Here is a 22,327-nt window from a genome sequence, read left to right on the forward strand (position 1 = left end):
ATGCTCCGCTCCTCTGTCCGTTGCGACGATGTCGTCCGAAGCGCAAATCGCAAAAGCCTGCGGCGTCTCGCAAGCCGCCTGAGGCGGCGAGGCCATCGAAAGACGGCCGGCTCCGTTGACCGCTGGACACTGCGCCCCTGAGTCGGCAGCGTCAACCTTTGAATAGCCGGTTACGGAAAATGTGATCGACGGGGTTACGTCCAGGTCAGGGCAGTGTGTCGGAACCTGCTCAACGGAGTGCCCGCCTTTCCGGTTCTTCACAGCACTTTGTCAGGAGCGTGTTCGGCCTTTGTTCTTTCCGCTTGCCCCCTCGCGCGAAAGACGGTTAAACGCTTCTGTCGAGATTTGTGGCGTCTCTCGACGTGGCGGCAAAAATACCTACATAGGGGATGGCCGGGAAAACCCGCCGATCCCACGAATTCCAGACCTGAGGCGGCGACCGGCAATGGCCGACCATAAATACCTTTCCATTCGCGGGGCGCGCGAACACAATCTGAAGAATGTCGATCTCGACCTGCCGCGTGACAGCCTGATCGTCATGACCGGCCTGTCTGGGTCCGGCAAGTCGTCGCTCGCCTTCGACACCATCTATGCCGAGGGCCAGCGCCGCTATGTCGAGAGCCTGTCGGCCTACGCGCGGCAATTCCTCGAAATGATGCAGAAGCCCGACGTCGACCAGATCGACGGTCTGTCGCCTGCCATCTCCATCGAGCAGAAGACCACCTCAAAGAACCCGCGCTCGACGGTCGGTACCGTCACCGAAATCTACGACTACATGCGGCTTCTGTTCGCGCGCGTCGGCATTCCCTACTCGCCGGCCACCGGCCTGCCGATCGAGAGCCAGACAGTGTCGCAGATGGTCGACCGCGTGCTGGCCGTCGAGGAAGGCACGCGCCTGTTTATCCTGGCGCCGATCGTGCGCGGCAGGAAAGGCGAGTACCGCAAGGAACTGCTGGAACTGCAGAAGAAGGGCTTTCAGCGCGTCAAGGTCGACGGCGTCTTCTACGAGATCGCCGACGTGCCGGCTCTGGACAAGAAGTACAAGCATGACATCGACGTCGTCGTCGACCGCATCGTGGTGCGCGGCGACCTTGCCACCCGGCTTGCCGATTCCATCGAAACGGCGCTGAAACTTGCCGAAGGCCTGGCCGTGGCCGAATTCGCCGACAGGCCGCTCGACGCCAGCCAGACCGGCGAGGATTCGGTCAACAAGTCGAAGAACGAGACGCATGAGCGCATCCTGTTCTCGGAAAAGTTCGCCTGCCCGGTGTCCGGCTTCACCATTCCGGAGATCGAGCCCAGGCTGTTCTCGTTCAACAATCCGTTCGGCGCCTGTCCGACCTGCGACGGTCTCGGCAGCCAGCGCGCCATCGACGGCAATCTGGTCGTGCCGGACGAGAACGTCTCGCTGCGCGACGGCGCGGTCAGCCCGTGGGCGAAATCGACCTCGCCCTATTACGCACAGACGCTGGAGGCGCTGGGCAAGGCCTATGGCTTCAAGCTCGGCGACAAGTTCAAGGACCTGGCCGCGGAAGCCCAGGAAGCCATCCTGCACGGCACGGGCGAGCGCGAGATCACCTTCCAGTATGATGACGGCCTGCGCTCCTACAAGACGACCAAGACTTTCGAAGGCGTCATCCCCAATCTCGAGCGGCGCTGGAAGGAAACCGAATCCGCCTGGATGCGCGAGGAGATCGAGCGCTTCATGTCGGCGACGCCCTGCCCCGTCTGCAAAGGCTACCGGCTGAAGCCGGAGGCGCTGGCGGTGAAGATCGCGGGAAAGCATATCGGCGAGGTGACCGAGCAGTCGATCCGCAAGGCAGACCAGTGGTTCACCGACCTGCCCGCGCAGCTCAACGACAAGCAGAACGAGATCGCCGTGCGGGTGCTGAAGGAGATCCGCGAGCGGCTGCGCTTCCTCAACGATGTCGGGCTCGACTATCTGACGCTGTCGCGCAATTCCGGCACGCTGTCGGGCGGCGAGAGCCAGCGCATCCGCCTGGCGTCGCAGATCGGCTCCGGCCTCACCGGCGTGCTCTATGTGCTGGACGAGCCGTCGATCGGCCTGCACCAGCGCGACAATGCCCGCCTGCTCGACACGCTGAAGCATCTGCGCGACATCGGCAACACCGTGATCGTCGTCGAGCACGACGAGGACGCAATCCTGCATGCCGACTATGTCGTCGACATCGGCCCGGCCGCCGGCATCCATGGCGGCGAGATCATCGCCCAGGGAACACCGCAGCAGATCATGGCGACGCCGGCCTCGATAACCGGCAAATATCTGTCGGGCGAGCTCGAAGTGGCGACGCCGGCGGTGCGGCGCGAAGCCAAGAAGAACCGGCGGTTGAAGATCGTCGGCGCGCGCGGCAACAATCTGAAGAACGTGACGGCCGAAATCCCGCTCGGCACCTTCACCGCCGTTACCGGCGTATCAGGTGGCGGCAAGTCGACCTTCCTGATCGAGACGCTGTTCAAGGCGGCGTCGCGCCGCATCATGGGCTCGCGCGAGCATCCGGCCGAGCACGACCGCATCGAGGGCCTCGAATTCCTCGACAAGGTCATCGATATCGACCAGTCGCCGATCGGCCGCACGCCGCGCTCCAACCCGGCCACCTATACCGGCGCCTTCACGCCGATCCGCGACTGGTTCGCCGGCCTGCCGGAGGCCAAGGCGCGCGGCTACCAGCCGGGCCGCTTCTCGTTCAACGTCAAGGGCGGCCGCTGCGAGGCCTGCCAGGGCGACGGCGTCATCAAGATCGAGATGCATTTCCTGCCCGATGTTTACGTCACCTGCGACGTCTGCCACGGCAAGCGCTACAACCGCGAGACGCTCGATGTCCTGTTCAAGGGCAAGTCGATCGCCGACGTTTTGGACATGACGGTCGAGGAAGGCGTCGACTTCTTCGCCGCCGTGCCGGGCGTGCGCGACAAGCTGGAGACGCTGAAGCAGGTCGGCCTCGGCTATATCCATATCGGCCAACAGGCGACGACGCTGTCGGGTGGCGAGGCGCAACGCATCAAGCTCGCCAAGGAATTGTCGCGCAAGGCGACCGGCAAGACGCTCTACATCCTCGACGAGCCGACCACCGGCCTGCATTTCCACGACGTCGCCAAGCTGTTGGAAGTGCTGCACGAACTGGTCGACCAGGGCAACACTGTGGTGGTCATCGAGCACAATCTCGAGGTGATAAAAACCGCCGACTGGGTGCTCGACCTCGGCCCCGAGGGCGGCGACGGCGGCGGCGAGCTGGTCGCCTCAGGAACGCCCGAAGCGGTCGTGCGCGAGAAGCGCAGCTATACTGGCCAGTTCCTTAAGGAGCTGCTCGAGCGGCGTCCGGGGAAGAGGGCTCAGGCGGCGGAGTGAGCGGACAGCGCGGTGTCTGGAGAGTTTTTGAATGACCATCAGACAAGCGCTTGCCGGTGACCAGCAAACTGTCGTCTCGCTGACTGAAGCCGCCTATGCACCCTACACCGCCTTGTTGGGTGCGCCGCCGATCCCGGTCACCGAGGACTATGCACCGCGGATCGAACGCGGCGAGGTCTGGCTGCTGGAGAGCGGCTCCGATCTGGCCGGGCTGATCGTTATCGAGCGGCATCCCGATCATGCGATGATCTTCAGCGTCGCGGTCGCGCCGGCCTTCCAGAGCAAGAAACTCGGCATCAGGCTGCTCGATTTCGCCGACGAGCAGACGCGGCTGTGGGGCTTGCCGGAGGTGCGGCTCTATACCAATTCGCGCATGGAGCGGAACATTGCGCTCTACGCGGCCTATGGTTTCCGGGAAACGGGTCGACGGCCCAATCCCTACCGGCCAGGATGGACAGTTGTCGACATGGCCAAGCCCGTCGATGGCGCCGTATCGGCCTGATTTTCAAGCATGGGGAGGACGACGATGAGCAGCCAGGGAAAAATCCGCGCCGGCATAGGCGGCTGGACCTTTGAGCCGTGGGACACGTCCTTCTATCCGGACAAGCTTTCCAACGCGAAGCAACTGCAATACGCCAGCCGTCAGGTGCCGAGCATCGAGGTCAACGGCACCTATTATTCCAGCTTCAAGGAACCGACCTTCGTCAAATGGGCCAGCGAGGCGCCTGATGGCTTCGTTTATTCGCTGAAGGGCAACCGCTTCGTCACCAACCGGCGCGTGCTCGGCGAGGCCGGTGAATCAATGATGCGCTTCCTCGGTTCCGGGGTGGCGGCGCTCGGTAACAAGCTCGGGCCGATCCTGTGGCAGTTCGCGCCGACCAAGAAATTCGATCCGGACGATTTCGAAGCCTTTCTCAAGCTGTTGCCGGAAAAGCAGGATGGCGTCGGGTTGCGCCATGCGGTCGAAGTGCGGCACGACAGTTTTGTCGTGCCGGAGTTCGCAGCGCTGGCGCGCAAATACAAGGTGGCGATCGTCTATGCCGACCATGCCAAATATCCAGCGATTGCCGACATCACCGGCGATTTCATCTATGCGCGACTGCAGACCGGCAGCGACGACAATCCCGACTGCTACACGCCGAAGGGGCTCGACGAATGGGCCGCTCGCGCCAAGACCTGGGCGGAAGGCAAGGCGCCTGCCGATCTGCCGCGCGCCGACCCTTCGACCGAGGCGCCGGTCAAGCCGCGCGACGTGTTCGCCTACTTCATCACCGAGGGCAAGGTGCGCGCGCCCTTCGGCGCCATGGCGCTGATGAAGCGAGTGACGGAATAAGGCGGTGAGCCTTCACCGCATCCAGCAGCCCCAGTCGGAACCCGCAGGGCATCTAGATCGTTTGCATTGCGGGCAACCGGGCGGTCGCCCGCGGACGCGATTAGAGGCGAGGAAGATGGCTGTCATCCTCATTGGAGCGTTGTTGACTGTCGCTGGCGTTGTGTACATGGCGGGTGCAGTCCTCAGGCGGGGGCGGCTTAGCGGTCCGGCGCCTGCAGCCTCGGATCGGTCGATGCCACATCTCGCAACCCCGGGCCCAACGCTTGAGCCAGGCCGGCGCGGGCTCGGTTTCCTCGGCCTTTCACAGAATTGGCCGGGACTGCTGATGATGGGGGTTGGCCTCATTCTGCTTTTGTCGGTTGCCGTCCTCTAACCAGGCGGAATCTCGACATCTTCGCCGATATCGTAACCTTATCGATACCTCCTTGCTGCATGAATCCAATCGGGCGCTGAGCTGCACCAGCGCGGGCAAGGACGAGGCATGGCGCTCGACTACAACTCACTGCTGCTCGCCGTCGGCTTTTCCGCCGCCTGCCTGAGCCTGACGTTGTTCGGCATCTGGCTGACCGCGCGCTCGGAAAAATTCCTGCTGACCTGGGCGGTCAGCGTGCTGCTGGTTGTCGGCGACGTCTTTGCGTACAAGGCCTATATCGACAAGCCCGGACCAATGCTCGGCCTCGCCACGCTCACTCTGCTGCTGCTCGGCTTCTCGACCATGCTGGGTGCGGCCTACCAGTTCACGACAGGCCGCTCACCGCTGCCGCGCATTGCGCTCGGCGCCGGCATCTCGCTGGCCGTGGCCCTGCCGCCGATGGCGCTCGGTTATGACGGGCTGGGCTTCATGCTGGAAAATTCCTTTGCCGCGCTTCTGCTGTTTGCCACCGCTCTCGAATACTGGAAGGGGCGCAGCGAATCCCCCGTCCCGATTATCGGCGTCGCCGCGCTCTATTCGATCACCGCCGTATCCTTCCTGCTGTGCGCAACGGTTTTGGCGCGGGACGGCAAGCTTGTGCTCGGCCATGCGCCGAGCAACTGGGCCGAGGATCTCAGCCTCGTCATCGTCATCGCCTGCATGACGGGCATCGGCGCGCTGTCGCTGGCGCTCAACCAGGGGCGCCTGGCACAGCATCATCGCCGTAATGCGCTGACCGATCCGCTGACCGGCCTGCTCAACCGCCGCGCCTTGTTCGACCTGCATGGCGATGCGCCGGTCGGTGCCTTCACGGCCGTGGTGGTCTTCGACCTCGACGGCTTCAAGGCCATCAACGACGAGTTCGGCCATGCCACTGGTGATGCGGTGCTGAAGGTGTTCGCCGAGGAGCTCACCGGCAATCTGCTGCCGAACGATGCCGCCGCGCGCATGGGCGGCGAGGAATTCGCGCTGGTTATGAAGCGCACCTTGCCCGAGAAGGTGGAATTCGCCGCCGAACGCATCCGTGCGTCCTTCGCCGCACGGCGGATCGAGACCGAGACGCGCCCGCTGTCATGCACGGTCAGCGCCGGCTATGCTTTCGGGAACAAGGACGGCATGAGTTTCGACAAGGTGCTCAGCGCCGCCGACAAGGCGCTCTATGCCGCCAAGCACGGCGGCCGAAACCGTGTCTTTGCTTCAACATTCCGGCGCGCGAGCTAGCTGTTCGCCAGCCGTCACGCCGCCATGACGATCTCGTTGTAGGCGTCGAGGTCGACGTAGAAGACCTTGGTGATCTCGCCGATCAGTTCGTCGAGATCGTAGCCCTGCGACCTCAGGATGTTGATGGCGGTGATGATGTCGACGCGCTCGGTGAGCCGCCGTTTCTGGTAGTCCTCGACAAAACGCTCCATTGGCCGTTCCCCTAGCCAGATTGCCCAAACGCGTTGAACAACTCAGATCGCAGGAGGAGGATAGGAGGCCATGCTTGCGTGGAACTTGCCGCCGAGCCCGCGCCGTCCCTTTGATCTGACCCGAAACAGACTGGTACGGAAAGTGGCCGACTCACCAAGGCCAAGCAAAGAGTAGCATGCAGTTCTTGGCGCGCCAGAGTTGCAGACAGCATGATCGGAGAAAGACTGAAGCCACCTTAGAAGAAAGGCCGACGAGCGGTCTACACCGTCAGAAACTTCCTGACATCCGCGCGGTCGAGATCTTCCGCCGGGCCAGTATGGACGATCTGGCCGCGGTCCATGATGTTGACCTCGTCGGCGAGTTCGCGGCAGAAGTCGAGATATTGTTCGACCAGGAGCACGGCGATGCCGGCCTGGTCGCGCAGATAGCGGATGGCGCGGCCGATATCCTTGATGATCGACGGCTGGATGCCTTCCGTCGGCTCGTCGAGGACCAAGAGCTTCGGCCGCATCACCAGTGCCCTGCCGATGGCGAGCTGCTGCTGCTGGCCGCCCGACAGATCGCCGCCGCGGCGCGACAGCATCTGCTTCAGCACCGGAAACAGCTCGAAGACGTGGCCCGGAATGTTGCGCTCGGCACGCTTCAGCGGCGCAAAGCCCGATTCGAGGTTTTCCTTGACTGTCAGCAGCGGAAAAATCTCCCTGCCCTGCGGCACGAATGCGATGCCCGACCGGGCGCGGTCATACGCCGCGCTCCGGTCGAGCGCCTTCCCCTCGAAGGCAACACTTCCGCTCGTCAGCCGGTGGTGGCCGACGATCGATCTCATCAAACTGGTCTTGCCGACGCCGTTGCGGCCGAGCACGCAAGTGATCTTGCCGGCCCCGGCCCTGAGCGAGACGCCGCGCAGCGCCTGGGCGGCGCCGTAATGCAACGTGGCGTTGGAGACTTCGAGCATGGTCAGTGCCTTGTCCAACGCTTGAAGAAGGACAGGTCGAAACGATGGAACGAAACCCGCCAGACCATGATCATCTCCCAAGATAGACTTCGACGACCCGCTCGTCGGCAGAGACGAAATCGAGCGAGCCTTCGGACAGCACCGAACCCTCGTGCAGGCAGGTGACCTTGACACCAAGCTCGCGGACGAAATGCATGTCATGCTCGACGACGACGACCGAATGGTCGCGGGCGATGTCCTTCAGCAGGCGCGCGGTCTCTTCGGTCTCGGCGTCGGTCATGCCGGCGACCGGCTCATCGACCAGAAGCAGTTTTGGATCCTGCGCCAGCAGCATGCCGATCTCCAGCCACTGCTTCTGCCCATGGCTGAGATTGGCGGCCAGTTCGTTGCGCTTGTCGCCGAGCCGGATGATGCCGAGGATGTCGTCGATCCGCCTTGCCTCGGCCGACGAGCGGCGGTGGAACAACGCCGGGAAGATCGAGCGCGGGCCCTTCAGCGCCAGCATCAGATTCTCTTCGATGGTGTGACTTTCGAAGACGGTCGGCTTCTGGAATTTCCGGCCGATGCCCATCATGGCGATCTCGGCCTCGTCGTGCTTGGTGAGATCGACCTGGCCGTCGAAGAAGACCTCGCCCTCGTCGGGCCGCGTCTTGCCGGTGACGATGTCCATCATCGTGGTTTTGCCGGCGCCATTGGGACCGATGATCGCCCGCATCTCGCCCTTGTCGAGCACCAACGAAAGATTGTTGATGGCGCGAAAACCGTCGAAGGAGACCGAGACGCCGTCGAGATAGAGGATGGTGTTCGACTTCGACATCGTTCACTCCGCCGGCTGTGGTTCGGGGCCGGACGCGGACCAGTCGCCTGGTCTTGTCGCTGCGCTGCGAACGACCTTTGGCGGCGGCGCGTCGTCGGGATCGCTGCCGGCTTCCTCGGCAGTCGAGGCCGCCCGCATTGCCCTGGCGTTGCCGCGCCAGCTGTCCCACATGCCGATGATGCCCTTGGGCAGGAACAGCGTGACGGCGACGAACAATCCGCCGAGCGCGAACAGCCAGAACTCCGGCAGCGCGCCGGTGAACCAGGATTTTCCGGCATTGACGAGCAGCGCGCCGATGATCGGCCCGACGATGGTGCCGCGTCCGCCGACCGCGGCCCAGACCACGACTTCGATCGAATTGGACGGCTCGAACTCACCGGGATTGATGATGCCGACCTGCGGCACATAGAGCGCGCCGGCAATGCCGGCCATGATCGCCGACACGGTGAAGGCGAACAGTTTGACGTTCTCGGCCCGCCAGCCAAGGAAGCGCGTGCGGCCTTCGGCATCGCGCACCGCCATCAGCAGCTTGCCGTATTTGGAGCCGACGATCGCCCAGGTGACGAAGACGCCAAGCGCAAGGGTTACGGCACTGGCCGCAAACAGCGCCGAGCGGGTCGCGTCGGCCTGCACGTTGAAGCCCAGAATGTCCTTGAAATCGGTCAGGCCGTTATTGCCACCAAAGCCCATGTCGTTGCGGAAGAAGGCAAGCAGCAGTGCGTAGGTCATGGCCTGGGTGATGATCGACAGATAGACGCCGGTGACGCGGCTGCGGAAGGCGAACCAGCCGAAGACGAAGGCGAGCAGGCCCGGCACCGCCAACACCATGATCGCCGCGAACCAGAAATGGTCGAAGCCGTACCAGAACCACGGCAGTTCCTTGTAGTTGAGGAACACCATGAAATCGGGCAACAAAGGATTGCCGTAGACGCCGCGCGAGCCGATCTGGCGCATCAGATACATGCCCATCGCATAGCCGCCGAGCGCGAAGAAGGCGCCGTGGCCGAGCGAGAGGATGCCGCAATAGCCCCAGACAAGGTCGAGCGCCAAAGCGAGCAGCGCGTAGCAGAGATACTTGCCGGTGAGCGCAACGATGTAGGACGGGACATAGAAGGCGCTCGCCGGCGACGCCGTGAGATTGAGCAGCGGCACGACAATGGCGGCCGCTAGCAGGATCAGAATCGTGATGGCGATGCGGCGGTCTGCACCCGCGGCGAAGAAGCGTCCGGTGATCATGCTTCCACCGCCCTGCCCTTCAGCGCGAACAGGCCGCGCGGGCGTTTCTGGATGAACAGGATGATGAGGACGAGAACGACGATCTTGCCGAGCACCGCGCCGGCATAGGGTTCGAGGAACTTGTTCACGATGCCGAGCGAAAAGGCGCCGACCAGCGTGCCCCAGAGGTTGCCGACGCCACCGAAGACGACGACCATGAAACTGTCGATGATGTAGCCGCGGCCGAGATTGGGCGAGACATTGTCGATCTGGCTGAGCGCCACACCTGCGATGCCGGCAATGCCGGAGCCGAGCGCAAAGGTCAGTGCGTCGACCCAGGGGGTCCTGATGCCCATGGAGGCGGCCATGCGGCGGTTGGCGGTGACGGCCCGCATCTGCAGGCCCCACGGCGTGCGCTTCATGACATAGAGCAGCACGGCGAAGACGCCGAGCGCGAAGACCAGGATCCAGAGCCGGTTCCAGGTCACGGCCAGTTGGCCTATGTCGACGGAGCCGGACATCCAGGACGGGTTGCCGACCTCCTGGTTGGTCGGTCCGAAGATACTGCGCACCGCCTGCTGCAGGATCAGCGAGACGCCCCAGGTTGCCAAGAGGGTTTCAAGCGGCCGGCCGTAGAGAAAACGGATGACGCCGCGCTCGATGATGAGCCCGACCAAGGCGGCGACGAGGAAAGCCAGTGGCAGGGCGATGACCAGCGACCAGTCGAACAGGCCGGGAAAGGAGGTGCGGATCACCTGCTGGACGACAAAGGTGGTGTAGGCGCCGAGCATGACCATCTCGCCATGCGCCATGTTGATGACGCCCATGACGCCGAAGGTGATGGCGAGGCCGATCGCCGCGAGCAGCAGCACCGAGCCCAGCGAGATGCCGTACCAGATGTTCTGGCCGGCATCCCAGAGCGCCAGCGACGCATTGATGGCGCCGATCGCGGCCGTCGCCGCGTCCTTGACCGCGCCCTGCGAATTGGCTTCCACCGAGGTGAGCAGCGAGAGTGCGTCGCGATCGCCGCGCGCGCCGATCAGGGCGACAGCGGCGAGCTTGTCGGCCTCGGGCTTGTCGGAAACGAGAACCGACGCCGCGCGGGCCTGCTCGAACAGCGCTTTGACGTTCGCGTCGGTTTCGGCGGCGATAGCCGCGTCGAGCGGCCCGATGTTGGCGGCATCGGGGGTCTTGAACATGGTGTCGGCGGCGGCGATGCGGACAGTCGGATCCTTGGCGCGCAGCGTCAGCGTGCCCAGCGCATCGCGGATGACGCGGCGCAGCGTGTTATTGACTTTGATCTTGGTGAGGTCGGCCTTGGCGGCCTCGGCCGATTTCTCGCCGCTCAGCGGGTCGAGAAGAGCGACGCTGTCGCCGCTTTCATTGCCGACGAAGACCGCGGAATCGGACTTGCGGATGTAGAGATTGCCCTCGGCCAGTGCCGCGAGCGGACGTTCGACCAGGGGGTCGCCAGTGGCGGCAAGTTCACGCACCACTGCCTCGGTGGCCGAAAAGCCGGTACCCGCCGCGAATTTGGCGATGATGGCGCGCAGATCGGCTTCGGCTGCGTTCGACGGCAACAGACTTGCCATCAGGAACAACAGCGTGAGGCCGAGAGCGCGCAACAGGATCATCCGTTCAGATACTCTTCTGTGATCTGGAATTGCGCGTCCGGGCGGACTGGAGGAGGAGCTCGCCCGGACGCTTCGCGGCCTGGGTCGCGGAAGAATCCGCGACCGGTCAGACCCGGGAGGATCAGTTGGTCCCCTTGCCGCCGCACTTGCCGGTGGCAACATTGAAGTTGCCGCATGACAAAGGCGCGCGCCAATCGGAGATCAGGTCCTTGGAGTCAGGCAGGTAGTCGGACCATTCGTCGCCCATCACGAGACCGGGGGTCTGCGACACCGTCTCGAACTGGCCGTCGGCCTGGATTTCGCCGATCAGCACCGGCTTGGTGATGTGATGGTTCGGCATCATCGTCGAATAGCCACCGGTCAGGTTCGGAACGGAGACGCCGATCATGGCGTCGATGACCTTGTCCGGATCGGTTGTGCCAGCCTTCTCGACCGCCTTCACCCACATGTTGAAGCCGATATAGTGAGCTTCCATCGGGTCGTTGGTGGTGCGCTTGTCGTTCTTGATGAACTTGTGCCAGTCGGCGATGAACTTCTCGTTCTCCGGCGTGTCGACGCTTTCAAAGTAGTTCCAGGCGGCGAGATGGCCGACCAGCGGCGCGGTGTCGAGACCGGCAAGCTCTTCCTCGCCGACCGAGAAGGCCATGACCGGGATGTCCTCGGCCTTGATGCCCTGGTTGCCGAGTTCCTTGTAGAACGGCACATTGGCGTCGCCATTGACGGTCGAGACGACGGCGGTCTTCTTGCCGGCCGAACCGAACTTCTTGATCGCCGAGACCTCGGTCTGCCAGTCGGAGAAGCCGAACGGCGTGTAGTTGACCATGATGTCTTCCGCCGCGACGCCCTTCGCCTTCAGATAGGCTTCGAGGATCTTGTTGGTGGTGCGCGGATAGACATAGTCGGTGCCTTCGAGCACCCAGCGCTTCACCGAACCGCCGTCCTCGCTCATCAGGTAGTCGACGGCCGGGATCGCCTGCTGGTTGGGTGCGGCACCCGTGTAGAACACGTTGCGCTCGCTTTCCTCGCCCTCATACTGGACGGGGTAGAACAGGATGTTGTCGAGCTCTGAGAAGACCGGCAGCACCGATTTGCGCGACACAGAGGTCCAGCAGCCGAACACGGCGGCGACCTTGTCCTTGGAGATCAGCTCGCGCGCCTTTTCAGCGAACAGCGGCCAGTTGGACGCCGGATCGACGACGACCGCCTCGAGTTTCTTGCCGAGCAGACCGCCCTTGGCATTCTGCTCCTCGATCAGCATCAGCATGGCATCCTTCAGCGTCGTCTCCGAAATCGCCATGGTCCCCGACAGCGAATGCAGGATACCGACCTTGATCGTGTCGTCCGCCGCCCTCGCGGGAGCCGACGCCAACAGGCCGGCAGCAACCACGCTTGCCGAAAACATTTTTGTTATTTTTGAGAAATTTCCCCTCATATTCCACACTCCCGAGCTGGTTGATTGCACCGCAACAAAGCTATGCAACCACCGTGCCAAACTGTGAAACGAGGTCGGTCACGCCGCGATATCCCAGCCTTATCAGCCGGTTACTATATTAGACGCCAAGCATGAATGGTGCCGACTGAAAACCCGAATGAGGAGAAATTGCGCACACCTGCCTAGATTCTGCCCAAATTTGGCCAATGCCTAAATTTTGAGCCTGCGACATCACGACGACATGCGTCAACGGTTGCGGCGCGGCATGGAAATGGGGCAAGGTCGGCCTTCAACGAGCGACGTCATGGCATCCAGGCTTTCCTGCATTTTCAGCATCTTGCTTCTGTCTGCCGGCACGGGCAGCGCGCGTGCCGACTTCACCGACGGCAAGCTGCCCGACGGAACCTACCATTGTGAGGTCTACCTGCTCGGCCTGTTCCTCAACCTCGGCGACATCACCATCAAGGGCAACATCTATACCGGCCCGGTGACGTTCGGGACCGCGCCGCAAGCCTACAATTACCAGATGGACGCCAACGGCGTGATCAGCTGGCTGGGGCCGCTTGGCGGCTACACCACCGGTGGCAACTCGATCTCGCTGACGCAAGCTACGCTCGACGGACAGACCAGCCCCTCCTTCGACATCATCATGAAGCAGCCCGACGGCGCCTTTACCGCTTCGACCTGTACGAAGAGCTGAGCGGCGGCGCCTAGGCGCTGGTCTGCCGCACCGTCGCGGCGAAAGTTTCCTCTCATGTCATCGGGATGTTGCCGAAACGGACTAGGCAGCGGTGCGCCGTCACCATCCACCCAGAGAGGCAGACACCATGGCCAACGCACCGTCTTCATCCTCCCCCGTCATTCGCGACGTCATCGCCGCGCGCGTCTCGCGCCGCGAAATGCTGAAGGGCAGCCTTGCCTCCGGGGCGCTGATCGCCGGCGGCAGCTTCGTCGGTTCGCTGTTTGCCGGGGAAACCCATGCCGCGGCAGCGCTGTCGACACTCGGCTTTCCCGAGCTGAAGCGCGTCTACGACAAGACCCATGCGGCCGCCGAAGGCTATGAGACGACGATCGTCGCGCGCTGGGGAGATGCGCTTGCCGCCGGCTTGCCGGAGTTCGACGGCACCAAGGTCTCAGCCGACGAGCAGGAAAAGCGTTTTGGTTACAATTGCGATTACATCGCCTTCATGCCGCTGCCGAAAGGCTCGGTGAATTCCGACCACGGCCTGCTCTGCGTCAACAACGAATACATCTCGCCCAATGTGATGTTCCCCGGCATGACCGAGGACGATGCCGGCAAGGCGATGACCAAGGAACAGGTCGACCTCGGCATGGCCGCGATGGGCCATTCGATCGTCGAAGTGATCCTGAAGGACGGCAAGTGGGGAACCGTCGAGGACAGCCCGCTCAACCGCCGCATCACGGTGACCACCGAGATGACCGTCTCCGGGCCCGTCGCCGGCCATGCGCTGATGAAGACCTCGGCCGACGCGACCGGCGCCAAGGTGTTCGGCACCAGCTACAATTGCAGCGGCGGCGTCACGCCCTGGGGCACGGTGCTGACCTGCGAGGAAGGCGTTGCCGACCTGTTTGGCGGTGATCCGAAGGCGGCACCAATTGCCGACATCCTCGACCGCTACGGTTTCGACGGCTCCGACATCTATGGCCGTGGCCGCTTCCACGACCGCTTCAACCTCGACAAGGAACCGAACGAGGCCAATCGTTTCGACTGGGTGGTCGAGATCGACCCTTATGATCCGCAGTCGAAGCCGGTGAAGCGCACCGCTCTTGGCCGCATGTCGCATGAGGCTTCCACGGTCGTGCGCAACAAGGACGGCCGCGTCGTCGTCTACATGGGCGACGACGACTATTTCGAATACATGTACCGCTTCGTCTCCAGCAAAGCCTACGACCCGGCGAACCCCGCTTCCGGCAACAATTTGCTCGACGACGGCGTGCTTTCGGTGGCGCGTTTCGACGCCGACGGCACGATGAGCTGGCTGCCGCTGGTGCACGGCCAGGGCAAGCTGACCGCCGAAAACGGTTTTGCCGACCAGGCCGAGGTGCTGCTCAAGACGAGGCTAGCCGCCGATGCGCTGGGTGCCACGCCGATGGACCGGCCCGAGGACATCGAGACCAATCCGGTGACCGGCCGCGTCTATGCGGTGATGACCAAGAACAAGAAGCGCGACCAGTCGAAGGTCAACCCGGCCAATACGCGGCCGGAAAACCTCTGGGGCCACATCGTCGAGCTGATCCCGCCCGACGGCCGTGGCGCGGACGCCAACCATACTGCGGAAAAATATGCCTGGGATCTGTTCGTGCTGTGCGGCAATCCGAAGGACGCAGCGATCGGAGCCACCTTCCATCCTGACACCTCGGACAATGGCTGGTTCGTCTGCCCCGACAACATCACCTTCGATCCGGCCGGCCGGCTGTGGGTGGCGACGGACGGCGCCAATGATTTCGATCTGCCGGACGGCGTCTACGGTGTCGACACCGAAGGGGTGGCGCGCGGCCTGCCAAAACTGCTGTTCACCTGCCCGCATGGCGCGGAGGCGACCGGCCCCTGTTTCACGCCGGATGGCACGACGCTGTTCCTGTCGATCCAGCATCCGGCCGAGGATGCCGAGACGCTGGACAAGGCACAGACGCTCTGGCCCGATTTCAAGGACGGCCAGCCGCCACGCCCCTCGGTTGTCGCCATCCGCCGCAAGGATACGCAGCCGGTCGGCGCATAGAAAAAGGCGCGGAACATGCCAGATATGTTCCGCGCCAGCAGGCAATCGGGAGGAGTGCCTAAATGCTCTTTTCCGACATCTGGTTGGCGATGTAGTCAGCCTGGCGGATCGCCAGCGAGACGATTGTCAGCGTCGGGTTTTCTGCCCCGCCGGTGGTGAACTGGCTGCCGTCGGACACGAACAGGTTCTTGATGTCGTGCGTCTGGCCATGCTTGTTGACGACGCCTTCGGCCGCTTTCTCGCTCATCCGGTTGGTGCCGAGATTGTGGGTCGACGGATAGGGCGGCGTCGGGAAGGTCCGGGTGGCGCCGACCGCCGCATAGAGCGCCTGGCCTTGTTTGTAGGCGTGATCGCGCATTGCGGTGTCGTTGGCATGGTCGTCGAAATGGACGTCGGCGATCGGCAAGCCATGCTCGTCCTTCTCGTCGGCATGCAACGTGATGCGGTTTTCCGCACGCGGCATGTCCTCGCCGACGATCCACAGACCCGCCATGTGGTCGTAGTGGTCGAGCGCGGTGGTGAAGGAGCGGCCCCAGCCACCAGGGTTGAGGAAAGCAGCCATGAACGGCAGGCCGAGCGCGAGCGTCTCCATTTCATAGCCACCGACGAAGCCGCGTGACGGATCATGGCGCGCCTCGTCGCGGATGATGCCGGCCATGGTTGTGCCGCGATACATGTGCACCGGCTTGTCGAAGATGGCGTAGACCGAACCGGTGGTGTGGCGCATGTAGTTCTTGCCCACCTGCCCCGACGAATTGGCGAGCCCATGCGGGAATTTGCTCGATTCCGAATTGAGCAGCAGGCGCGGGCTTTCGATTGAATTTCCGGCGACGGCGACGATGCGGGCCTTCTGCTCCTGCAGCTTGCCGTCCTTGTCGGCATAGACGACGCCCGTCACCTTGCCGCTGGCGTCATGGTTGATCTTGACCGCCATGGCATTCGGCCGGACCTCGAGATGGCCGGTCGCCTCGCCCTTGGGGATCTCCGTGTAGAGCGTCGACCATTTGGCGCCCCATTTGCAGCCCTGGAAGCAGAAGCCGGTCTGCTGGCAGGAATTGCGGTCATCGCGCTCAACCGAATTGATGGCCATGTTGCCGGTGTGGCATTCCTTGTAGCCGAGCTTGTCGGCGCCGGCCTTCAGGACCTTGAAGTTGTTGTTGCCCGGCAGCCTCGGCCAGTCATTGGTGCCGGTGACGCCCATCTTGGCTTCGGCCTTGGCGTAATAGGGGTCCATCTCGGCGAGCGTGATCGGCCAATCGAGCAGGCTGGCGCCTTCCACCTTGCCGTAGGTCGAGAGCGCCTTGAACTCGTGCTCCTGGAAGCGCAGCGAGGCGCCTGCCCAGTGCGTGGTCGAACCGCCGACGGATTTGACGATCCAGGCCGGCAGGTTGGGGAAATCCTTCGCCACCCGCCAGTCGCCCGAGGTCGTGCGCTTGTCCGTCCAGGCAAGCTGGGCGAAGGAGTCCCACTCGTCGTTGACGAAAGCATCAGATTCGTGACGGGCGCCCGCCTCCAGGATGACGACATCGACGCCCTTCTGGGCTAGTTCGTTGCCGAGCGTGCCGCCGCCGGCGCCCGAACCGATGATGACGACGACGCCGTCGTTGTTGAGATCAAATGGTGCTGCCATGGTTTCCTCCCATGATGTCTGTCTGATGCGGTTGGAGACGAACGAGGCTCAGAGCCACTCGATGTCGTCGAAACCGCGCGCGATGTAGCCGCCCTTGGAATAGGATTCGCCCTCGTAGCCGAAGATCGGCCAGACCTCCTTCTGGTTGTAGAGGCTGACGACGAGGCCGCCGCGCACGGCCTGGAAGAACGGTGAGGCCTCGATGTCCTTCAGCAGCGCAACACGCTGCTCCTCCCAGCCAAGCCCGCGGTAGCCGCCGCTGCCGGCCTTCTTGTCGAGATCGGCAATGCCGTTTTCGATGAGATCCTTATGGGCCGGGTCCTTGCCGGCCTGCTCGTCATGCGCCTTGACGGCGATGGCGTAATATTTGTCGGGCACCTGGTCGTGCGGGTAGATGTCGCGCGCCATCTGGATCAGCGTCGCCATCGTTTCGGGCTTCAGTGCCGATGTCTCGAGGCCCCAGGCATGTTGCGGACTGATGACGGCGCGGCCCGAAATGACGAGCAATGCGCCGGCGCCGCCGCGTTTCAGAAGCTCGCGCCGCGACAGTCCAGGCTTCCTTTCATAGATCGTGACCATAGTTTCCTCCCTGCTGGCTGTTCGCACCCCAAAAGGTGCCGTTGCTGGCGCCGCGCTGGTTGGCGCGGCCGATATCCCCTATTGGAAGCGCCCTTCGCGCTGCAGGACCTCGATCTTGTAGCCGTCGGGATCCTCGATGAAGAAGAAGCGCGCGAGCAATGCGCCATCGCGGCTGAACTCGACGATCTTCTTCGGGTTCAAGCCAAGCGCGCCGAGCCGGTCATGCTCGCTGTCCAGGTCGGCGACTGAAACCGCCAAATGGCCGTAGCCGTCACCCAGCGCATAAGGCTCCTGCCGGCCCTTGTTGACGGTCAATTCGACTTCAAAGGGTATGTCGGCATTGCTGAGATAGATGAGCGTGAAGGTTTCGAAATCGAGCCGGTCGGCAACGTCCAGCCCAAAGGCGCTCCGGTAAAAATCGACGGACCGGGTCTCGTCGAGAACCCGGATCATGGTGTGGATCGCCTTCGCCAAATCAGTCTCCGTTGCTGCGTGCCTGGAGCGATTATGGGCGGCGATGTGAAAAGGTGGTGGCAGCCGGTTACCACGCAAAACTCCCGCAAGCCCGATGCCATTCCTGCCAAAGACGAAAGTCCGATTGCTGTTTTCTGTTTTCCGATTGAAGATAAGCGACTGCTCAAAGGTGCCGATCTCTGCCGGTCGCGCCCAAAACCAACAAAATGGGAGGTAAGCATGTGCAGGGTTTTTGCCGGGCAGGACCCGGAAGGCTACCGCCAGATCAACCGGTCGATTCGCATCGACGGGCACTCGACCAGCATCCAACTCGAGGCAACGTTCTGGGCATTGCTCGACGAGATCGCCGACAGCCAAGGTTTGACGACACCGAAATTCATCTCGAAGCTCTATGACGAGGCGATCGAGATCAATGGCCAGATCCCCAACTTCGCGTCGATGCTGCGCACCACCTGCGCGCTTTATCTGCGCGGCCATCGGCCGGGTGTGGAAGAACAGATGACGCCGAAGCGGCAAGCCGCCTGACGCGGAGCCCGGCAGCCTCATCCGACGATGTGGCGGCCGTGCGCAAGGAATTGGCGCCGTAAAGCCCGCCGGTTCTGTTTGTTTTGACGCAATTCCGGACGGAAAACCGTTTCTTTTCCTGGAATTGCTCTAGCTGTCTGCGGCGACTTCGAGCGCCAGCCGCGTCATGTCGGTGAAAAGCGCCTGGCGTTCGGAATAGTCGGTCTGCTCGCCGGTGGTGATATGGTCGACCACATTCAGCAGCGACAGGGCACGCGCACCGAAATGGGCTGAGATGCGGTAGAGGGCGATGGTTTCCATATCGACCGCCACTGCCCCAAGCGCCTGCGCGTCGGCAAAGCGGGCGCGCCCGTCGGGGTGATAGAATATGTCGCTGCAGACCGTCAGCCCCGCGCTCCACACGATGCCGAGGTCCGCAGCCCTCTGCAACGCCAGCGCATGGAGCGCCGGATCGGGACCCGCCGGTTCGTACAGCCCGAAGACCTGGCCGCTGCGTTCACTCTCGGCACGGACGGCGCTGGAAATGACGACGCTGCGCAGCGCTACCTTCTCGCTCAGGCCACCGCAGGTCCCGGTGCGGATGAGCGTTTTGACACCATGGAAGTCCAACAGCTCGTGGGCGTAGATCAGGAAGGACGAGGCGCCGATGCCGGTCGACTGGATGCTGACGGGCTTGCCCCGAAACAACCCGGTGAAGCCAAGCGCGCCCCTGCGGCGGTTGACGCAGCGCGGCGCTTCCAGAAAAGTCTCAGCCATCCACTCGGCGCGCTGCGGGTCACCCGGCAACAGCACCGTTTCGGCATAATCGCCCTTGCCAGCCTCATTGTGCGGCGTCACGGCATCTACCCCAAATCCCCGCCGCGTTTTTCACCGCAATCATGGCAGGCTGGCGTCGATGCGCAAGCGGCGATTGCGAAGCTCCAGTGGCCGGACCTCACTGGTTATGAACGGACGGCTCGTTCTCCGGCGCCGCCACCTGTAAACGGCATGGCGCGGGCGTCTGTGTGATCGTTCACATTCGGGCGGACAGGCGACTATTTGTTTTTACGCAATTCCGGACGGAAACCCGCTACGCACTTTTCCTGGAATTGCTCTAGGATTCCAGCACGTCCTTGACGATCGTGGCCAACTGCTTGAGCGAGAACGGCTTCGGCAGGAAGCCGAAATGCGCGTCGGCCGGCAGGTTTTTGGCGAACGCGTCCTCGGCATAGCCGGAGACGAAGACGAATTTGATGTCCGGCTGGCGCTTGCGCAACTCGCCAAGCAGCGTCGGTCCGTCCATTTCCGGCATCACCACGTCGGAGACGACGATGTCGACCTTGCCGCCGAGCGCCTCGAACACCTCCAGCGCCTCGACGCCCGAAGAGGCCTCGTGGACGGTGTAGCCGCGTGACGTCAGCGCCCGCATGCCGCCCATGCGCACGGCATCCTCGTCCTCAACCAGCAGCACGGTGGCCGACCCCGACAGATCCTTGGCCGGGTCGACCGCCTTGACAGGGGCCGCCGGCGCTTCGCCGGGCTCGCTTGCCGCCCTGACCTCGGCGATGTGGCGCGGCAGGAAGATGCGGAACACCGACCCCTTGCCGACTTCGGAATCGCAGAAGATGAAGCCGCCCGTCTGCTTGATGATGCCGTAGACCATCGACAGGCCGAGGCCGGTGCCCTTGCCGACCTCCTTGGTGGTGAAGAAGGGTTCGAATATCTTCTTCAGCACATCGGGCGCGATGCCGCTGCCGGTGTCCTCGACCTCGACCACCACATAGTCGGCCGGGGTGAGCTCGCGATAGGAGAAGGTCTTGCATTCCTCCGCCGTGACGTTGCGGGTACGCACCGTGAGGTCGCCGCCGGCCGGCATCGCATCGCGTGCGTTGACGGCGAGGTTCACCACCACCTGCTCGAATTGGCCGATATCGACCTTGACCGGCCACAGGTCGCGACCATGGTCGACCTTCAGCTTGATGTCGTTGCCGACCAGGCGGGCGAGCAGCATCCTGAGGTCGGCAAGCACGTCGGTCAGGTTGAGCACTTCCGGCCGCAAGGTCTGCTTGCGCGAGAAGGCCAGAAGCTGGCGCACCAGCGACGCTGCCCGGTTGGCGTTCTGCTTGATGTTCATAATGTCGGGGAAGGACGGATCGGACGGCCGGTGGTTGGTCAACAAAAGGTCGGATGCCATGATGATGGCGGTCAGCACATTGTTGAAATCGTGAGCGATGCCGCCGGCAAGCTGGCCGACCGCCTGCATCTTCTGGCTCTGCGCCATCTGGCCCTCGAGCGCCTTCTGCTCGGTGGTCTCGACGGCATAGACGATGGCCGATTCCTCGGCCCCCTCGCCGCCGGTGCCGTCGGCGACCGCATTGACGTAGAAGCGGATGTGGCGATTGTCATTGCCGGGCAGCAGTGTGTCGATCGGCTCGATGTCGGCCTGCCGTTGCCGCGCCTTTTCGAAGGCCTCGGCAAAGGCCGGCCGGTCGCGCTCATGGATGACCGTGTCGAGCCGCACGCGGCGGTCGACCGCGTCGCGGTCGACGACCGAGGAAAACAGCGACAGGAACGGCGCATTGGTGCGCAGGATGCGTCCGCTGGCATCGACGCCGGCGATCGCCATCGGCGTCGAATTGAAGAAGCGGGTGAAGCGGACCTCCGAGGCGCGAAGATCGGCGGAAGCATCCTCGCCCTGCGTGCGGTTCAGCACGATGGTGCGGGTCGGACTGCCAATGCCCTCGCAACTCGCCGAGACACGGTGCATGAAGCGCACGGGCAGCGCCTCGCCAGTCATCGTCGTCAGGTCGAGATCGATGACGGCGTTGCGGGTCGTGCCCGGATCGGCCTTGACCGAGCGGACCAGCGCCATGCCGTCGCCGGCGACGATCTCCGGCAAAGTGACGGCGCCGGGCGTGAAGCTGGCAAGGTCGATGCCCAGCCACTCCGCGAGCGTGGCGTTGATATAGGTGACGCGGCCTTCCTGGTCGGCCGAAAAGAAGCCGGCCGGCGCGTGGTCGAGGTGGTCGATGGCCTTTTGCAGGTCGAGGAAGAAGCGCTCCTGCTCGGCCCGCTCCTGCGAGATGTCGGCAAGCTGCCAGGCGAGCATGGGCAAACGCTGGCCGGGAACGGCGAAGGTGCGGGCGCGGGCGCGGTACCAGCGCGCGCCGGGCTCGGCGCCGGGCTTGATTGACTGCGCAAGCCTGAACTCACCGTCGCCCGGCTGGCCGTCGCGCAGGCCCGATGCCAGCCGGTAGATGGTCATCGAAGCCTCGGGAACGTCGGAAAGCAGCCCTTCGACCGTCTTGAGGTCGGTTGCCGAGCCGGCGCCCGTCATATCGGCATAGGCGCGGTTGGCGTAGACGACACGGCCTTTGGTGTCGGTGACCAGAAGGCCCTGCGACATCGAATCGACGAAGGCTTTCGACAGTTCGTCGCTGGTCGAGCGCGGCGCGACCTGAACGAAACCGATTGCCGTGGCGAATAGGAAGCCGACGCCGATCATCGCCAGCACGCCCAGCATTCCAAGCAGGAAGGGATCGCCAAGGCGCTCGCGGAAAAGCCCGAAGATCATCGCGGCGCCGGTCAGGACGGCAATGAAGATGATGAGCCGGGTGACAGCGCCCGGACGCGTGTTCTGATCGACGATAGGTACCGGATAGAAATCGCCGCGCGTTTCCTTGGCCATGTGCCCCCTGCTCGTGAATCCGGTCTACCGGCGCTGCCCGGTTGAATCACATTCTCCTATTCCGGAAAAGGCCCCGGCCGCAAATGTCAGATAAAAATGGCGCCGTTCGGCTGCTGCTGTTTCAAGCTGTTCA

General features: G+C 63.3%; 18 protein-coding genes. 7 read left to right on the plus strand and 11 right to left on the minus strand.

The genetic code is table 11. From position 1 onward, the window contains the following. The first annotated feature begins 445 nt into the window (after window positions 1-445). The 4 genes from uvrA to AC1RUK_RS12285 all read left to right on the plus strand — a co-directional run bounded on the left by uvrA (window position 446) and on the right by AC1RUK_RS12285 (window position 6,333). The gene (gene uvrA / locus AC1RUK_RS12270; protein ID WP_481835421.1) at window positions 446-3,367 is read left to right on the plus strand and encodes an excinuclease ABC subunit UvrA; all 2,922 of its coding nucleotides are present in this window, start codon (window positions 446-448) and stop codon (window positions 3,365-3,367) included. 31 nt (window positions 3,368-3,398) lie between these two features. Further along, a complete protein-coding gene (locus AC1RUK_RS12275; RefSeq protein ID WP_481835420.1) occupies window positions 3,399-3,869 on the plus strand; it encodes a GNAT family N-acetyltransferase in 471 nt (156 codons plus the stop codon). A gap of 24 nt (window positions 3,870-3,893) precedes the next feature. Continuing rightward, window positions 3,894-4,700: a DUF72 domain-containing protein gene (locus AC1RUK_RS12280; protein ID WP_481835419.1), complete on the plus strand. Its 807-nt coding sequence runs from the start codon at window positions 3,894-3,896 to the stop codon at window positions 4,698-4,700. Between the two features lie 481 nt (window positions 4,701-5,181). Next, on the plus strand, window positions 5,182-6,333 hold the full coding sequence (locus tag AC1RUK_RS12285; protein WP_481835418.1) for a GGDEF domain-containing protein: 1,152 nt from the start codon (window positions 5,182-5,184) through the stop codon (window positions 6,331-6,333). 14 nt (window positions 6,334-6,347) lie between these two features. Here the strand turns inward: AC1RUK_RS12285 and AC1RUK_RS12290 are convergent, their stop codons facing one another. The 6 genes from AC1RUK_RS12290 to urtA all read right to left on the minus strand — a co-directional run bounded on the left by AC1RUK_RS12290 (window position 6,348) and on the right by urtA (window position 12,578). After that, window positions 6,348-6,524: a hypothetical protein gene (locus tag AC1RUK_RS12290; protein ID WP_436174813.1), complete on the minus strand. Its 177-nt coding sequence runs from the start codon at window positions 6,522-6,524 to the stop codon at window positions 6,348-6,350. Between the two features lie 260 nt (window positions 6,525-6,784). Further along, on the minus strand, window positions 6,785-7,480 hold the full coding sequence (gene urtE, locus AC1RUK_RS12295; protein ID WP_481835417.1) for an urea ABC transporter ATP-binding subunit UrtE: 696 nt from the start codon (window positions 7,478-7,480) through the stop codon (window positions 6,785-6,787). Window positions 7,481-7,550: 70 nt separating this feature from the next. After that, complete coding sequence (gene urtD, locus AC1RUK_RS12300) at window positions 7,551-8,297, minus strand: urea ABC transporter ATP-binding protein UrtD (RefSeq protein ID WP_481835416.1); 747 nt, start codon at window positions 8,295-8,297, stop codon at window positions 7,551-7,553. Between the two features lie 3 nt (window positions 8,298-8,300). Beyond that, window positions 8,301-9,533 (minus strand): urea ABC transporter permease subunit UrtC, encoded by a 1,233-nt coding sequence (gene urtC / locus AC1RUK_RS12305; RefSeq protein ID WP_481835415.1) that lies wholly within the window; start codon window positions 9,531-9,533, stop codon window positions 8,301-8,303. Beyond that, the gene (urtB, locus tag AC1RUK_RS12310; RefSeq protein ID WP_481835414.1) at window positions 9,530-11,146 is read right to left on the minus strand and encodes an urea ABC transporter permease subunit UrtB; all 1,617 of its coding nucleotides are present in this window, start codon (window positions 11,144-11,146) and stop codon (window positions 9,530-9,532) included. The genes urtC and urtB overlap by 4 nt, the downstream gene beginning before the upstream one ends. A gap of 121 nt (window positions 11,147-11,267) precedes the next feature. After that, window positions 11,268-12,578 carry an urea ABC transporter substrate-binding protein gene (gene urtA / locus AC1RUK_RS12315; RefSeq protein WP_481835413.1) on the minus strand — a complete coding sequence of 437 codons (1,311 nt, stop codon included), beginning with the start codon at window positions 12,576-12,578 and terminating at the stop codon, window positions 11,268-11,270. A gap of 304 nt (window positions 12,579-12,882) precedes the next feature. Here urtA and AC1RUK_RS12320 point away from each other — a divergent pair, with 304 nt between their 5' ends. Together AC1RUK_RS12320 and AC1RUK_RS12325 are read left to right on the plus strand one after the other, a co-directional pair. After that, the gene (locus AC1RUK_RS12320) at window positions 12,883-13,278 is read left to right on the plus strand and encodes a hypothetical protein (protein ID WP_481835412.1); all 396 of its coding nucleotides are present in this window, start codon (window positions 12,883-12,885) and stop codon (window positions 13,276-13,278) included. 127 nt (window positions 13,279-13,405) lie between these two features. Beyond that, window positions 13,406-15,319 carry a PhoX family protein gene (locus AC1RUK_RS12325; RefSeq protein WP_481835411.1) on the plus strand — a complete coding sequence of 638 codons (1,914 nt, stop codon included), beginning with the start codon at window positions 13,406-13,408 and terminating at the stop codon, window positions 15,317-15,319. A 58-nt stretch (window positions 15,320-15,377) separates the two neighbouring features. Here AC1RUK_RS12325 and AC1RUK_RS12330 read toward each other — a convergent pair whose 3' ends face one another. From AC1RUK_RS12330 to AC1RUK_RS12340, 3 genes are all read right to left on the minus strand, one after another. Continuing rightward, window positions 15,378-16,949: a GMC family oxidoreductase gene (locus tag AC1RUK_RS12330; protein ID WP_481835410.1), complete on the minus strand. Its 1,572-nt coding sequence runs from the start codon at window positions 16,947-16,949 to the stop codon at window positions 15,378-15,380. 48 nt (window positions 16,950-16,997) lie between these two features. Continuing rightward, a complete protein-coding gene (locus AC1RUK_RS12335) occupies window positions 16,998-17,528 on the minus strand; it encodes a gluconate 2-dehydrogenase subunit 3 family protein (protein ID WP_481835409.1) in 531 nt (176 codons plus the stop codon). A gap of 78 nt (window positions 17,529-17,606) precedes the next feature. Further along, window positions 17,607-18,002, minus strand: coding sequence for a VOC family protein (locus AC1RUK_RS12340; protein WP_481835408.1), 396 nt, complete (start codon window positions 18,000-18,002; stop codon window positions 17,607-17,609). A 219-nt stretch (window positions 18,003-18,221) separates the two neighbouring features. On the opposite strand from AC1RUK_RS12340, the gene AC1RUK_RS12345 reads away from it, so the two are divergent. Next, window positions 18,222-18,527, plus strand: a complete 306-nt coding sequence (locus AC1RUK_RS12345; RefSeq protein ID WP_481839522.1) for a ribbon-helix-helix domain-containing protein — start codon at window positions 18,222-18,224, stop codon at window positions 18,525-18,527. A 129-nt stretch (window positions 18,528-18,656) separates the two neighbouring features. Here the strand turns inward: AC1RUK_RS12345 and AC1RUK_RS12350 are convergent, their stop codons facing one another. Both AC1RUK_RS12350 and cckA read right to left on the minus strand, forming a co-directional pair. Next, window positions 18,657-19,364: a purine-nucleoside phosphorylase gene (locus AC1RUK_RS12350; protein WP_436174803.1), complete on the minus strand. Its 708-nt coding sequence runs from the start codon at window positions 19,362-19,364 to the stop codon at window positions 18,657-18,659. Window positions 19,365-19,620: 256 nt separating this feature from the next. Further along, window positions 19,621-22,194 carry a cell cycle histidine kinase CckA gene (gene cckA / locus AC1RUK_RS12355; protein WP_481840252.1) on the minus strand — a complete coding sequence of 858 codons (2,574 nt, stop codon included), beginning with the start codon at window positions 22,192-22,194 and terminating at the stop codon, window positions 19,621-19,623. Window positions 22,195-22,327: the final 133 nt, after the last annotated feature.

The sequence above is a fragment of the Mesorhizobium monacense genome, assembly GCF_056781675.1.

Bases quoted from the DNA above. Each gene is read 5' to 3' on its own strand.
- AC1RUK_RS12275 (WP_481835420.1), top strand. From the start codon at position 3,399: ATGACCATCAGACAAGCGCTTGCCGGTGACCAGCAAACTGTCGTCTCG.
- uvrA (WP_481835421.1), top strand. From the start codon at position 446: ATGGCCGACCATAAATACCTTTCCATTCGCGGGGCGCGCGAACACAAT.
- cckA (WP_481840252.1), bottom strand. From the start codon at position 22,194: ATGGCCAAGGAAACGCGCGGCGATTTCTATCCGGTACCTATCGTCGAT.
- urtC (WP_481835415.1), bottom strand. From the start codon at position 9,533: ATGATCACCGGACGCTTCTTCGCCGCGGGTGCAGACCGCCGCATCGCC.
- AC1RUK_RS12325 (WP_481835411.1), top strand. From the start codon at position 13,406: ATGGCCAACGCACCGTCTTCATCCTCCCCCGTCATTCGCGACGTCATC.
- AC1RUK_RS12280 (WP_481835419.1), top strand. From the start codon at position 3,894: ATGAGCAGCCAGGGAAAAATCCGCGCCGGCATAGGCGGCTGGACCTTT.
- AC1RUK_RS12320 (WP_481835412.1), top strand. From the start codon at position 12,883: ATGGCATCCAGGCTTTCCTGCATTTTCAGCATCTTGCTTCTGTCTGCC.
- urtA (WP_481835413.1), bottom strand. From the start codon at position 12,578: ATGAGGGGAAATTTCTCAAAAATAACAAAAATGTTTTCGGCAAGCGTG.
- urtD (WP_481835416.1), bottom strand. From the start codon at position 8,297: ATGTCGAAGTCGAACACCATCCTCTATCTCGACGGCGTCTCGGTCTCC.
- urtB (WP_481835414.1), bottom strand. From the start codon at position 11,146: ATGATCCTGTTGCGCGCTCTCGGCCTCACGCTGTTGTTCCTGATGGCA.
- AC1RUK_RS12345 (WP_481839522.1), top strand. From the start codon at position 18,222: ATGTGCAGGGTTTTTGCCGGGCAGGACCCGGAAGGCTACCGCCAGATC.
- urtE (WP_481835417.1), bottom strand. From the start codon at position 7,480: ATGCTCGAAGTCTCCAACGCCACGTTGCATTACGGCGCCGCCCAGGCG.
- AC1RUK_RS12290 (WP_436174813.1), bottom strand. From the start codon at position 6,524: ATGGAGCGTTTTGTCGAGGACTACCAGAAACGGCGGCTCACCGAGCGC.
- AC1RUK_RS12330 (WP_481835410.1), bottom strand. From the start codon at position 16,949: ATGGCAGCACCATTTGATCTCAACAACGACGGCGTCGTCGTCATCATC.
- AC1RUK_RS12285 (WP_481835418.1), top strand. From the start codon at position 5,182: ATGGCGCTCGACTACAACTCACTGCTGCTCGCCGTCGGCTTTTCCGCC.
- AC1RUK_RS12335 (WP_481835409.1), bottom strand. From the start codon at position 17,528: ATGGTCACGATCTATGAAAGGAAGCCTGGACTGTCGCGGCGCGAGCTT.